Raw genomic sequence first — 12343 nt, 5'->3', positions numbered from 1 at the left:
CTCATGCCGCGATCGCCGTGATCATGATCGCCATCATCCTGGCGCACATCTACATCGGCTCCGTCGGCATGGAGGGCGCCTTCGACGCCATGGGCGACGGTCAGGTCGAGCTGCAATGGGCGCGCGAGCACCATTCGCTGTGGGTCGAGGAAATGACCGGCGAGAAGGTGCGCCACGGGCATCACGGGACACCGGCGGAATAGGGGGGAATCGCTGCCAGGGCTGAACCACCACACAGACTCTCCCCCTTGACCCTCACCACACATCATGGCCCCCTGGCGCTTCCGCCATCCCGGGTACGCCAGCCATGACAAGCAACCTTTCCGAACGCCAGGCGGCGTTCTGAACTACCTGCTGTCGCTGGTCGGCATCGGGCCGCTGCAATGGGTCTATCACCCCGGCACGGTGATCCTGTCGCTGGTGCTGGTGGAGACCTGGCAATGGACGCCGCTGGTGATGCTGATCGTCCTGGGCGGGCTGGCGTCGCTACCGACCGAACCGTACGAGAGCGCGCAGATCGACGGCGCCACCGCCTGGCAGCGCTTCCGCTACCTGACCCTGCCGATGATCAGGCCCTTTCTGATGGTGGCGGTCATCATCCGCAGCATCGACGCGCTGAAGAGCTTCGACATCCTCTACACCATCACCCAGGGCGGGCCGGGCACGGCGTCGGAGACGATCAACCTGTATCTCTACAGCGTCGCCTTCACCTATTACGACATCGGCTACGGCTCGGCCATCGCGGTGGTGTTCTTCGTGCTGATCATCATGCTGTCGCTGATCCTGATCTACCTGCGCCAGCGCAGCGCCTGGAATTCGGGGGACGGGCAATGAACCGCCAAATCCGCAAATTGCTGGACAAGGCCGGCATGGCCGTCTGCGTCCTGCTTCTGGTGTCGCCGGCGCTGCTGTTCTTCCTGTGGATGCTGTCGCTGTCGCTGAAGTTCGAGATCGACAACGGCGCCTATCCGCCGATCCTGATCCCCGACCGCTTCGCCTGGAAGAACTACGCGACGATCTTCCAGGGCAACAGCTTCCTGCTCTATTTCTGGAACAGCCTGATCGTCACCGGGGCGGCCACCCTGTTCGCGCTGCTGGTCGGCGTGCCGGCCGGCTACGGCATCGCCCGGATGCGGGCGCACAAGTCGGCGGTGGTCATCATGATCGCCCGCATGACGCCGGGCCTGTCCTTCCTGATCCCGCTGTTCCTGCTGTTCCAGTGGCTGGGGCTGCTCGGTACGTTGTGGCCGCAGATCATAATCCATCTGGTCGTCACCGTGCCCATCGTGATCTGGATCATGATCGGCTATTTCGAGACGACTCCGATGGAGCTGGAGGAGGCCGCCATGGTCGACGGTGCCACGCGCTGGCAGATCTTCGCCAAGGTGGCGCTGCCGATCGCCAAGCCCGGCATCGTCGTCGCCTTCATCCTGTCGGTGATCTTCTCCTGGAACAACTTCGTCTTCGGCATCGTGCTGGCCAGCCGCGAGACGCGGACGCTGCCGGTCGCCGTCTACAACATGCTGTCCTTCGAGCAGGTGAGCTGGGGGCCGCTGGCCGCCGCCGCGCTGGTGGTGACGCTGCCGGTGCTGATCCTGACCGTGGCCGCCCAGCGCCAGATCGTGGCGGGCCTGACCGCCGGCGCCGTCAAGGGCGGCTGATCCATTCCAAGAGAGAGACGACCCCATGGCCTCCGTCAGCATCCGGAACCTCCGCAAATCCTACGGTCCGGTCGAGATCATCAAGGGCGTGTCCGTCGACATCCAGGACGGCGAGTTCGTCATCCTGGTCGGCCCCTCCGGCTGCGGCAAATCCACCCTGCTGCGCATGATCGCCGGGCTGGAGGAGATCGGCGGCGGCACCATCGCCATCGACGACCGCGTCGTCAACGACATGCCGCCGAAGGACCGCGACATTGCGATGGTGTTCCAGAACTACGCGCTCTACCCGCACATGACCATCGCCGACAACATGAGCTTCGCCCTGCGGCTGAAGAACACCGCCAAGAGCGAGATCGCCGCCAAGGTGGAGCGGGCGGCCGGCATCCTCGGCCTCGGCCCCTTGCTGGACCGCTTCCCGCGCCAGCTCTCCGGCGGGCAGCGCCAGCGCGTCGCCATGGGCCGCGCCATCGTCCGCGACCCCAAGGTCTTTCTGTTCGACGAGCCGCTGTCCAACCTCGACGCCAAGCTGCGCGTGCAGATGCGCACCGAGATCAAGGAGATGCACCAGCGGCTGAAGACCACCACCGTCTATGTCACCCACGACCAGATCGAGGCCATGACCATGGCCGACAAGATCGTCGTGATGCATGACGGCATCATCGAGCAGATCGGCGCCCCGCTCGACCTCTATGACAATCCGGCCAACATGTTCGTCGCCGGCTTCATCGGCTCGCCCGCCATGAACTTCATCCCCGGCAGCATCGGCGACGACGGCTTCACGACGGTGGACGGCGACCGCCTGCCGCTGGCCGGGCGCGTGCCGGCGGCGTCGGACGGCCGTCCCGCCGTCTATGGCGTGCGGCCGGAGCATTTCCGCCTTGCCGACGAGGGGCTGGCCGCCGAAGTGGTGGTGGTGGAGCCGACCGGATCGGAAACCCAGATGGTGCTGCGCCCGCTGGGGAGGGCAGGCCAGGCGGGAGCAGGCCGTGAGGATCGCAAGCGCGAACTGACCTGGGTCCTGCGCGAACGCACCGGCGCCCGTCCCGGCGAGATGGTGCGGATCGCGCCCGACCCGGCACTGGCCCATCTGTTCAACCCCGACACAGGGATGCGCTTGTGATGACGTTGCAGACCAGACCCTTGGGCCGCACTGGCATTCCGGTGTCGGAGATCGGCTTCGGCGCCGCGCCGCTCGGCGACCTGTACGGCCATCTCGACGAGGCCACCGCCGTCGCCGCCGCGGTCGCCGCCCTGTCGGCCGGGGTGACGCTGCTCGACAGCTCGCCGCTGTATGGCCACGGATTGGCGGAGGCGCGCTGCGGTGCCGCCCTGCGTCAGGCCGGGCGAGACGGCGTCGTGTTGTGTACGAAGGTCGGTCGCTGGATGGATCCGACCCGGGGGAGGGGGGATGGGTCTGGCTATGCCGGTGGTTTCCCGCACCGGGCGGTGATCGACTATTCCTATGAAGGCACGCTGCGGTCGGTGGAGCAGTCGCTGCTGCGGCTGGGCACCGACCGCATCGACGTGCTGCTGATCCATGACGTCGATGTCTGGACCCACGGCGCCGACCGCATCGAGGAGCGGTTCACCGAGGCGATGGATGGCGCCTATCGCGCGCTCGACCGGCTGCGCGCCGACGGTACCGTCAAGGCCATCGGCGTCGGTGTCAACGAGGCGGAGATGTGCGTCCGCTTCGCCAAGGCCGGCGACTTCGACGCCATGCTGCTGGCCGGGCGCTATTCCCTGCTGGAGCAGCCGGCGCTCGACGAATTCCTGCCGCTGGCCCAGGCGAAGGGCATCGGCGTGATGCTGGGCGGCGTGTTCAACTCCGGCATTCTCGCCAGCGGCGCGGTGCCCGGCGCCAAGTACAATTACGGCCCGGCTCCGGCTCACATCCTTGAGCGCGTGGGGCGGATCGAGGCGGTCTGCCGCGCTCATGGCGTGCCGCTCGCCACGGCGGCGCTGCGCTTCGCGCTCGGCCATCCGGCGGTGTCGTCGGTGGTTCTGGGGGCGGTGACGGCCGATGAGGTGCGCCGCAATCTCGACGCCATGGCGGCCGATGTGCCTGCCGCGCTGTGGTCGGACCTGAAAGCGGAGGGGCTGCTGGCAGCGGGCGTGCCGGTGCCGGCGTGACCGCTGGTTGACCCTGGACAGGAACCGAAAGGGATACCGTAACTGCGCTCTACACCGTCGAGCCGGTGGTCGATGACCTCCTCGCCCGCTTCGATTGGCCACGCCACGACGGCCTATGTTGACTGGCTTTCGCCCAAATCGGGCTACACAGCTGCGCCTTATGGTGTATTTTCAAAGGGGCGCTGGATGCATCCCTTATTGTGTCTGCTTTACCGACAACCGGCACAGTTTTCAGGCGGTCTGGGCAATGCGCGGTAAAATAGCTGTAATTTGGAGTAAATAGAATGATTGATTTCGTTAAATCGGTGAAAGCCAAAAGAGCCTTACTCTCTGTTCTTTTTGCTGGAACCATATTGACCGTAAGCGGTTCCGCCATCGCTGATGTTGAATATGATTTCATGGGTGTAAAAATTAGACAGAAGATAGGTGAAGCAGTCACTATATTGAAAAGAAACGGCTTCACTCCGTTAAATTATCATGAAAATAGTAAGACCTGTTCTCCCGAAGTGCATGAAGGAGCATCGATTGAGATATGCATGACACCTCCATTCGCTATGAGAAAAATCGATGAAGCTGGCTCTGAGTTCATCGTAACAATGATGCCAGGAATTCTTCAAAGGTCTACCAAGGACGTTGATGCCCAAATCGTAGAATTTTGGGCAGACTTTAGCGTTAAGACTTGGAGCGCTCCTCAGCAATATATTTCTCTCATTAGTGAAAAATACCCACATCTTAAAAAATGTGATTACTATGGAAGTGGTCAATCCATTTGGGCGGCAAGCTCAAGAACATCAAAGAAAAATTCATTTCAAGGCATTTCTTCGTGCGATTTTAGCAATGCGATTGGAGCTGTAATATCTAAAGACAGTGATGGGGCATTGAGTGTAAGGGTCTCCTTCCAAAATCAAATTTTCCAGGAATCATATGAAACCAGAATCAGGTCATCTGCAGCAGATGCAGTTAAAAATGGAATACCAAAAGATTATAAGCCAAGATTTTAGATAAAAGCGACTTTTTAAATGTAATACGGGAACAGGGGGGCTCCGTAAGGCCCATGCTGAAAGGACTCGACCCGCTTCTGTCACCCGACCTGCTGTGGGTGCTGGCCGCCATGGGGCATGGCGACGATCTCGCACTGGTCGATGCCAATCACCCGGCGGAGACCATTGCCCGTGCCACCATTTCCGGCCGGCTGATCCTGCTGCCGGGGGTGACGATGGCGCGCGCCGCCCGCGGTATCCTGAGCGTCCTTCCGCTCGACGGCTACGTGCCCGATCCGGTGCGCCGGATGGAGGTGGTGGGCGATCCCACCGCACTTCCCACCGTCCAGGGCGAGGTGCAGGCCGAGATCGACCGCGCCGAGGGCCGGCCGCTGCCTTTGCAGGGGATCGAGCGCTTCGCCTTCTACGAGGCCGCCCGCCGCGCCTTCGCCGTGGTGCAGGTCGGCGACCCTCGCCCCTACGGCTGTTTCCTGTTGCGCAAGGGCGTCATCGCTGCCGAACTGTCGTAACCAGACCCCCTTTCAGAATCCGGACTCCGAGATGATCCAGTTTCCCGTGGATGTGGCCCGCACCCTTCCCACCGATGGCTATGCCGGCGCTCTGGCCGGGCGGGTCTGGCGGCCCGGCATCGGTCCGTCGGTGGTCGCCGTACGCGCCGATGGCGTGTATGACGTGACATCCGTCTTCCCGACCATGAGCGAACTGGCCGCCCTTCCCGATCCCGCGGCGGCGTTGGCGGCCACGGCGGGGGAATGCATCGGCGCGCTGGCCGACATTCTCGCCAACACGCCGCCGGACAGCCGCAACCCCGACGCTCCCTGGCTGCTGGCGCCGACCGACCTTCAGGTGCTGAAGGCGGCCGGCGTCACCTTCGCGGTGTCGATGCTGGAACGGGTGATCGAGGAACGCGCCCGCGGCAATCCCGGCGCCGCCGAGGCGATCCGCGCCGAGGTGCAGCGGCTGGTCGGCGACGATCTGGCGGCGCTGAAGCCCGGCTCCGACGCGGCGATGAGCCTTAAGGAGGTGCTGATCGCCCAGGGCGCCTGGAGCCAGTATCTGGAGGTCGGCATCGGCCCGGACGCGGAGGTCTTCACCAAGGCGCCCGTCCTGTCGTCGGTCGGCACGCTGATGGATGCCGGGCTGCACCCGAAATCGACCTGGAACAACCCGGAGCCGGAGGTGGTGCTGATCGTCGCCCCCGATGGGCGCATCACCGGGGCGACGCTGGGCAACGACGTCAACCTGCGCGATTTCGAAGGGCGCTCGGCCCTGCTGCTGTCGAAGGCGAAGGACAACAATGCGTCCTGTGCCATCGGCCCCTTCATCCGCTTCTTCGATGGGACCTTCACGCTCGACGATGTGCGGACGACCGATGTCGCCCTGACGGTGGAGGGACCGGAGGGCTTCCAACTTGCGGGCCTGTCCTCGATCTCCCGGATCAGCCGCGATCCGGAGGATCTCGTCGCCCAGACCGTCGGTCCGGTCCACCAGTATCCCGACGGCTTCGCCCTGTTCCTCGGCACCATGTTCGCGCCCACCCAGGACCGCGACAATCCCGGCGGCGGCTTCACCCACAAGGAGGGCGACATCGTCACCATCGCGGCGCCCAAGCTCGGCGCCCTGGTCAACCGCATGCGGCCGAGCGACGCCTGCGAACCCTGGACCATCGGCATCGTCGAGCTGATGCGCTCGCTCCGCCGGCGCGGGGCACTGTAAGGCCCGCCGCCGCTCCCCGGCCCCAGCCGCGGCGCAGGACACGGCAGGCGCGCGGTCTGGCTTCGTCTCAGCCGAAGGCAGCCTGCGGCAAAGCCGCATTGTGACGATCCGCCGCATGGATCAGGCTTGTCCCAGACGAGGCCGACAGGATGGGGGACGCAACATGGCCCTGCTGGATCGCGACAATGCCGGACCCGGCGACAGGACGGGTCCGATGGCCGGGGTGGACCGCCGGCTGCTGGTGGTGGCGCTGGCACTGGCGCTGCTGACCCTGCTGGCGGTGCTGGACCAATACAGGCCGACTCCGGGATCGGCGCTGCCGGTCGACTGGCAACTGCCCACGATGGAGTTGCCGCGGACGGTGCCGATGGCGCCCGGTCCGCGCCGGGACGAATTGCTGGGGGCCGACTGAGGGCGTGGACTGACCGTCAGCCCTCCGGCGGGCTGTCGCTGCCGTCGCCGAGCGGGCGTTCCATCAGCACGCCGTCCAGCCAGCGGCCGAACTTGAAGCCCACCGCCGGCAGGATGCCGACGGGACGGAAGCCGCAGGCGCTGTGCAGGCCGATGGAACCGTGGTTGGCGCTGTCGCCGATCGCTGCGATCATCCGGCGGTAACCTGCCGCTTCGCACATCTCGATCAGCGGCAGCATCAGCGCCCGGCCGATGCCGCGCCGGGCCATGCCGTCGGCGACATAGACGGAATTCTCCAGCGTGAAGCGGTAGGCGCTGCGCGTGCGGTACAGCCCGGCATAGGCGTAGCCGGCCAGCCGCCCCTCGCACTCCGCCACCAGATAGGGCAGGCCGCGGGCCAGGATGTCGGTCCGGCGGCGGGCCATCTCCGCCTCGCCCGGCGGCACTTCCTCGAAGGAGGCGGTGCCGTGCAGCACATGGCAGGCATAGAGCGCAGCGATGGCGGGAATGTCGGCGTCGGCGGATGCCCGCACGGTGATTGCTGATCCAGCAGGGGAGACCATGATCGTTCAACTCCGGTCAGGACGGTCGGCGGGAAGAAGAAGGGCGCAGGCGGTCGCCAACCCACCGCCGACGCCGAGAAGCGCGAAACCCCAGCCCCATCCGGCGCCGCTGGCTCCGCCGGCCTGATCCAGCACCAGCCCGACGGCCAGCGGCGCGGCGCCGCCGGCGCCGAAGCCGAGGATGGAGCGCACGGCGAGCGCCGCCCCCAGGCTGCCCGGCTCGACGGACTCCGTCATCGCCGTGGACAGGACGGGAGAATCGCCCAGCGCGGAAAATCCATAGAGTGCCGCCATCAGCAGCACCAGGGCCAGCGGCATCCCGTCCATCCAGCCGATGGAGACGGAGCAGGCGGCACCCAGCACGCCCATCGCCACCAGCACCGTCCGCCGTCCCAGCCGGTCGGACGCGCGCCCCATCAGCAGCGACGACAGGAAGCCCGAGACATGGATGGCCCCGGCGATCCACAGCCCACGCACCCCGGCTCCACCGGAGGTGGCCCCTCCAGAGTTGGCGAGGCTGGCGCTCAGGAAGGCCGGCAGCCAGGCCCACATGCCGAGCAGCTCCCAGCAATGGGCGGTGTAGCCGGCGGTCAGCAGGAAGGACCGGCGGTCGGACAGGAAGCGGAAGGCGCCGCGCAGCCGCCGCACCGGGCCGCCCGCCGCCAGATTGGGTCGCCTGCGCAGGCCCGGCGTGGCGAGCAGCGCCGCCAGCAGCGGTCCAAGCCCGCAGGCGATGAAGGCGGCCTCGTAGCCCAGCCGCTCCGCCAGTCCGGCGGCGATCGCGATGGAGGCGAAATAGCCGAGCGACCCCGCGGCCAGCAGCCAGCCCACCGCAGCACCACGCCGGGCCGCCGGCACGCCCTGCGCCACCAGCATGATGGAGGGGGCGTAGGTGCCGCCCTGGGTCAGCCCCATCAGCGCGAACAGCAGCAGTCCGCTTTCCGCCGAGCGGGCGAAGGTGGCGAAGGCGATGCCGGTCAGCGCGGTCGCCCAGCTCGCCCACAGGAAGACGCGCTTGGCGCCCAGGCTGTCGGCGAACCAGGAGGATCCCACCAGCGACAGGGCATAGCCGGCGTTGAAGGCGGTCTGGATCGCCCCCGCTTCTCCCGCACTCATGCCCCAGGCCTGCATCGCCGGCCCCAAGGCGCCCGCATAGACCATGAAGGCCATCGAAGTGGCGAAGCGGCTGGCGCACAGCAGCACAAGCCAGATCGGTTGCGAAGCGGAGGCGGGGGCAGGGGTGGCGGCGGTCGTCATGGGCACACCGTCGCGGACCGCCGATGAAAAGGCAAATTTATTGATTTGATCGGTTTGATAAGGAACACTATGGGTATGCGCGGCCTGAACCTCGACCAGCTCATCACCTTCGCCACCGTCGTCGAGCATGGCGGCTTCACCGAGGCGGCCGGCCGGCTCGGCCTGACCCAGCCGGCGGTCAGCATGCAGATTCGCAGTTTGGAGGAGCGCTTCGGCGTGCGGCTGGTGGAGCGGGTGGGCAAGCGTGCGCTGCCGACCGCGGCCGGCCGCGATCTGCTGCCCTTCATCCGCCGTCTGCGCGAGGAGATGGATGCCGCTGCCGCCGCCATGGGCCGCCACCGCGCCGGACAGGTCGGGCGCGTGCGCATCGGCACCGGCGCCACCGCCTGTATTTACCGGCTGCCGCCGATCCTGACCGCCCTGCGCGCCGCCCATCCGGGGCTGGAGATCATCGTCGTCACCGGCAACACGCCGGATATTCTGGATGCGGTGGAGGAGGGAACGCTGGATCTGGCTCTGGTCACCCTGCCCGCCGGCCGCCCCGGCCTGTCGATCGAACCGGTCTGTGCGGAGGAACTGGTCCGTGTCGCTCCGCTGCCGGCAGGGGAAAGGGGGCAGGATGGAGTGACCCCGACGGCGCTGGCCGAAGAAACGCTGATCCTTTACGAACGCGGCGGCACCATGCGCGCGGTGATCGACGGCTGGTTCATGACCGGCGGTGTCCAGCCGCGCCCGGCGATGGAGCTGGGCAATGTGGAAGCGATCAAGAATCTTGTCGCCGCCGGGCTCGGCCAATCGATCCTGCCGTCCGTCACAGTGCAGGGGCCGCAGGATTGCGGCCGCTTCGCAGTACAACCTTTGACTCCGCCTTTGATCCGCACGCTTGGGTTGGCATTGCGGCGTGACAAAATGCTCGATACCGGCGTGCGGGCAATGGTGAAGGCGATCACAGGTATGCGGTAGCAAATTCGATAAAATTAATGGGATCAATAATCGTCCGAAGTATTGCTTTTGGCTGGTTTACAGCGGCTTTAGGTCTTGCGCACTCTCGGCTGGAGAGACTTTCGTTTTCCTTGGGCGCCTATGATCAAGCAGCAGTCGGCCCCGAACGAGTCCGGCGACCACCGAAAGGACGGCGGAGGGCGTCGGGATGTCCAACCGGACGCGCAACCGGAGGTGCCAAACCAAGCAGAGCTGCTTGAACGGCTGGACGCGCTGGAGCGGGAAAATGTCCGGCTCAAGGCGGCGCTGTCCACTGCCGGCACCGGCTGCGACGACCTGCTGACGGTCACCGCGCTGAACGAGGATCTGCGGACCGCCTTCACTGCCCTGGAGCAAAGCCGCGCCGCCCATGCCGACAGCGAAAGGCGGTTGCGCGCGATCCTCGACAGCGCCGTCGGCCATGCCATCCTGACCCTGGCGCCCGATGGCAGGATAACCAGCTGGAACCCCGGCGCGGTCCGCATCTTCGGCTGGACGGAGGAGGAGGCGCGGGGCCGGCCGGTGGCGATTCTGTTTCCTGCCGATGACAGTCTCGCCGGCCTGCCGGATGCGCTGCGGCTGCGCGCGCTGGCGGAAGGCCGCATCCAGGAGGAGCGCGCGTTCCGCCGCCATGACGGATCCGGCGTCTGGGGCGCGTTGACCATCCTGCCGCTGCAGGCCGACGAGGAGGGATTCCTGTGGATCCTGCACGATCGTTCCGATGAGCGGCGGATCGAAGACGCCATCGCCGATGCCCGCCGGTGCGCAACCGACATCCTGGACAGCATCGACGAGGCCCTGGTGGCGCTGGATGGCGATTACCGGGTGATCTACCAGAACCGCCGGGCCGAACAGCTAGACCGCCAGTCTTTGTCGGCGATGCGCGGGCGCCGGCTCTGGGAAGGTCTGGCCCGATTTGCCCGGGTCGGACCTGAAGGCGCTGTGTCGCAGGACGATGACGGAGCGGCTGCCGACCGGCATCGAAAAGCGCTTCGATGGCGAAGGCACCACCCTGTGGCTGGAAATGCGCTTCCTGCCGACGCGGGAGGGGGTGGGCTGCTTCTTCCGCGACATCACCATGCGCAAGCGGGCGGAGGAGGAGGCCCGCGCCTCGCACGAGCGGGCGGTCAAGATTCTGGAAAGCATCAGCGACGCCTTCTATGCGGTCGATCACGACTGGCGCTTCACCTACATCAACCGAAAGGCTGAACAGGTCTGGGGGCGGCCGCGCGACACGCTGCTGGGCCGCCGCATCTGGGAGGCGTTCCCCAAGATCCAGGGCAGCGAGGCTTTCGAGGCGCAGAAACAGGCGGTCCGCGAAGGCCGGGAGATGACCATCGAGGTGATGTCCCCCACCATGGGCAACTGGGTGGAGGCCAGCATCTATCCCAGCGCCGACGGGCTTTCCGTCTATTTCCGCGATATCACCGCCCGTCGGCAGGCACAGCAGGCGTTGTTGCAGGCGAAGGAGATGGCGGAGGCGGCCGACCTTGCCAAGGGCAAGTTCCTGGCTGCCGCCAGCCACGATCTGCGCCAGCCCCTGCAGGCGCTGCTGCTGTTCGTCGACGTGCTGAAGCCGCATGTCCGGGGCAGCCAGGGCGCCACTGCGCTGATGCATCTCGGTCGCGGACTGGACGCGCTGAAGGAGTTGCTGGACAGTCTGCTGGACATGTCGCGGCTGGATGCCGGGGTGGTCCAGCCGAACATCGAGATCGTGCCGGTCGGCCCTCTGTTCGAGCACATCGCCGCGTCCTACCGGCCGGTGGCCGCGGCCAAGGGGCTGGAACTGCACATGTCCGCCTGCAATGCCGCCGCCCGCACCGACCGTACCCTGCTGACCAGGATGGTGCGCAATCTGGTGGAGAACGCCCTGCGCTACACCGAGAGCGGGCGGATCGACATCGAATGCCGGCGGGCGGGCGGGCGTCTGCTGATCGAGGTGCGCGACACCGGCATCGGCATCCCGCCCGACCATCTGGAACACATCTGGGAGGAGTTCCATCAGGTCGGCAATCCCGAGCGCGACCGCAACCGCGGGCTTGGTCTGGGGCTCGCCATCGTTCGGCGGCTGTCGCAATTGCTGAACCACCCGGTGGACGTCCAGTCGAAACCGGGGCAGGGGACCAGCTTCGTCATCGCCCTGCCGCTCGGCCGCACCATCGAGACGCCGGTGACCGCGGTGGAGCCGGCGACCGCCGGCCGCGGCCGCTTCGCCGTGGTGGTGGACGACGACGCCATCGTGCTGCTGGGGCTGGAAACGATCTTCCGCGACTGGGGGTATGAGGTGCTGGTCGCCGGCTCCGCCCAGAAGGCGGTGGAGGGGTTGAGCCGCACCGGCCGTCGTCCCGACCTGATCGTCGCCGATTACCGCCTGCGCGAGGGGCGTTATGGTACCGAGGCGGTCGCCCGCATCCGCGCGCTGTATGACGATCCCGGCAGCGCACCGATCCCCGGACTGATCCTGACCGGCGAGACCGGTCCCGACTGCGAACGCGACGCCGCCGCCCATGGGCTGGGCATCATCCACAAGCCGGTGACCCCCCGCCAGCTCGGCCAGGCTCTGGGAGAGCTGCTGGAAGCATCGGGAAAGGGGGGGGCGACGGGCCGGGACTGCTGATCC

13 protein-coding genes and 1 pseudogene are annotated in these 12343 nt (G+C 66.4%); 12 read left to right on the top strand and 2 right to left on the bottom strand.

The annotated features are described in order from the left end of the window. The 9 genes and pseudogenes from I71_RS19915 to I71_RS19880 all read left to right on the top strand — a co-directional run. Nucleotides 1-203, top strand: a pseudogene (locus tag I71_RS19915) (formate dehydrogenase subunit gamma); the annotation flags it as partial. Nucleotides 204-267: 64 nt separating this feature from the next. After that, nucleotides 268-834, top strand: a complete 567-nt coding sequence (locus tag I71_RS19910) for a carbohydrate ABC transporter permease (RefSeq protein WP_244433939.1) — start codon at nucleotides 268-270, stop codon at nucleotides 832-834. Then, nucleotides 831-1661, top strand: a complete 831-nt coding sequence (locus I71_RS19905) for a carbohydrate ABC transporter permease (RefSeq protein ID WP_042696917.1) — start codon at nucleotides 831-833, stop codon at nucleotides 1659-1661. The genes I71_RS19910 and I71_RS19905 overlap by 4 nt, the downstream gene beginning before the upstream one ends. A gap of 25 nt (nucleotides 1662-1686) precedes the next feature. Then, nucleotides 1687-2781 (top strand): ABC transporter ATP-binding protein, encoded by a 1095-nt coding sequence (locus I71_RS19900; protein WP_042696914.1) that lies wholly within the window; start codon nucleotides 1687-1689, stop codon nucleotides 2779-2781. Next, the gene (locus tag I71_RS19895) at nucleotides 2781-3794 is read left to right on the top strand and encodes an aldo/keto reductase (RefSeq protein WP_042696911.1); all 1014 of its coding nucleotides are present in this window, start codon (nucleotides 2781-2783) and stop codon (nucleotides 3792-3794) included. The genes I71_RS19900 and I71_RS19895 overlap by 1 nt, the downstream gene beginning before the upstream one ends. A gap of 284 nt (nucleotides 3795-4078) precedes the next feature. After that, nucleotides 4079-4795, top strand: coding sequence for a hypothetical protein (locus I71_RS37585; RefSeq protein WP_148294295.1), 717 nt, complete (start codon nucleotides 4079-4081; stop codon nucleotides 4793-4795). Nucleotides 4796-4848: 53 nt separating this feature from the next. Next, entirely contained in the window at nucleotides 4849-5304 is a 456-nt protein-coding gene (locus I71_RS19890) for an RbsD/FucU family protein (RefSeq protein WP_042696908.1), read from the top strand. A 31-nt stretch (nucleotides 5305-5335) separates the two neighbouring features. Beyond that, nucleotides 5336-6511, top strand: a complete 1176-nt coding sequence (locus tag I71_RS19885; RefSeq protein WP_042696906.1) for a fumarylacetoacetate hydrolase family protein — start codon at nucleotides 5336-5338, stop codon at nucleotides 6509-6511. A 163-nt stretch (nucleotides 6512-6674) separates the two neighbouring features. Continuing rightward, complete coding sequence (locus tag I71_RS19880; RefSeq protein WP_042696903.1) at nucleotides 6675-6923, top strand: hypothetical protein; 249 nt, start codon at nucleotides 6675-6677, stop codon at nucleotides 6921-6923. Nucleotides 6924-6939: 16 nt separating this feature from the next. On the opposite strand, the gene I71_RS19875 is transcribed toward I71_RS19880, so the two are convergent. Continuing rightward, complete coding sequence (locus I71_RS19875) at nucleotides 6940-7485, bottom strand: GNAT family N-acetyltransferase (protein ID WP_042696900.1); 546 nt, start codon at nucleotides 7483-7485, stop codon at nucleotides 6940-6942. Between the two features lie 6 nt (nucleotides 7486-7491). Beyond that, nucleotides 7492-8742: an MFS transporter gene (locus I71_RS19870; RefSeq protein WP_049976206.1), complete on the bottom strand. Its 1251-nt coding sequence runs from the start codon at nucleotides 8740-8742 to the stop codon at nucleotides 7492-7494. Nucleotides 8743-8817: 75 nt separating this feature from the next. Here I71_RS19870 and I71_RS19865 point away from each other — a divergent pair, with 75 nt between their 5' ends. The 3 genes from I71_RS19865 (at nucleotide 8818) to I71_RS19855 (ending at nucleotide 12340) form a co-directional block, all read left to right on the top strand. Then, nucleotides 8818-9705, top strand: a complete 888-nt coding sequence (locus tag I71_RS19865; protein ID WP_042696898.1) for a LysR family transcriptional regulator — start codon at nucleotides 8818-8820, stop codon at nucleotides 9703-9705. A 213-nt stretch (nucleotides 9706-9918) separates the two neighbouring features. Further along, nucleotides 9919-10932 carry a PAS domain S-box protein gene (locus tag I71_RS39940; protein WP_244433938.1) on the top strand — a complete coding sequence of 338 codons (1014 nt, stop codon included), beginning with the start codon at nucleotides 9919-9921 and terminating at the stop codon, nucleotides 10930-10932. Then, nucleotides 10856-12340, top strand: a complete 1485-nt coding sequence (locus I71_RS19855) for a PAS domain-containing hybrid sensor histidine kinase/response regulator (protein ID WP_244433941.1) — start codon at nucleotides 10856-10858, stop codon at nucleotides 12338-12340. Before I71_RS39940 ends, I71_RS19855 begins: the two co-directional genes overlap by 77 nt. The last annotated feature ends 3 nt before the right edge of the window (nucleotides 12341-12343 follow it).

The organism is Azospirillum sp. B506 (assembly GCF_000333595.1).
In the GTDB taxonomy this organism is placed as follows: domain Bacteria; phylum Pseudomonadota; class Alphaproteobacteria; order Azospirillales; family Azospirillaceae; genus Azospirillum.
Note: the sequence above shows the minus strand (reverse complement) of the source record. Positions and strands in the feature narration are given on the sequence as shown.

Excerpts from the sequence above, each read along its gene's own strand:
- I71_RS19910 (WP_244433939.1), top strand. The coding sequence starts at position 268 with ATGGCCCCCTGGCGCTTCCGCCATCCCGGGTACGCCAGCCATGACAAG.
- I71_RS19905 (WP_042696917.1), top strand. The coding sequence starts at position 831 with ATGAACCGCCAAATCCGCAAATTGCTGGACAAGGCCGGCATGGCCGTC.
- I71_RS19900 (WP_042696914.1), top strand. The coding sequence starts at position 1,687 with ATGGCCTCCGTCAGCATCCGGAACCTCCGCAAATCCTACGGTCCGGTC.
- I71_RS19895 (WP_042696911.1), top strand. The coding sequence starts at position 2,781 with ATGACGTTGCAGACCAGACCCTTGGGCCGCACTGGCATTCCGGTGTCG.
- I71_RS37585 (WP_148294295.1), top strand. The coding sequence starts at position 4,079 with ATGATTGATTTCGTTAAATCGGTGAAAGCCAAAAGAGCCTTACTCTCT.
- I71_RS19890 (WP_042696908.1), top strand. The coding sequence starts at position 4,849 with ATGCTGAAAGGACTCGACCCGCTTCTGTCACCCGACCTGCTGTGGGTG.
- I71_RS19885 (WP_042696906.1), top strand. The coding sequence starts at position 5,336 with ATGATCCAGTTTCCCGTGGATGTGGCCCGCACCCTTCCCACCGATGGC.
- I71_RS19880 (WP_042696903.1), top strand. The coding sequence starts at position 6,675 with ATGGCCCTGCTGGATCGCGACAATGCCGGACCCGGCGACAGGACGGGT.
- I71_RS19875 (WP_042696900.1), bottom strand. The coding sequence starts at position 7,485 with ATGGTCTCCCCTGCTGGATCAGCAATCACCGTGCGGGCATCCGCCGAC.
- I71_RS19870 (WP_049976206.1), bottom strand. The coding sequence starts at position 8,742 with ATGACGACCGCCGCCACCCCTGCCCCCGCCTCCGCTTCGCAACCGATC.
- I71_RS19865 (WP_042696898.1), top strand. The coding sequence starts at position 8,818 with ATGCGCGGCCTGAACCTCGACCAGCTCATCACCTTCGCCACCGTCGTC.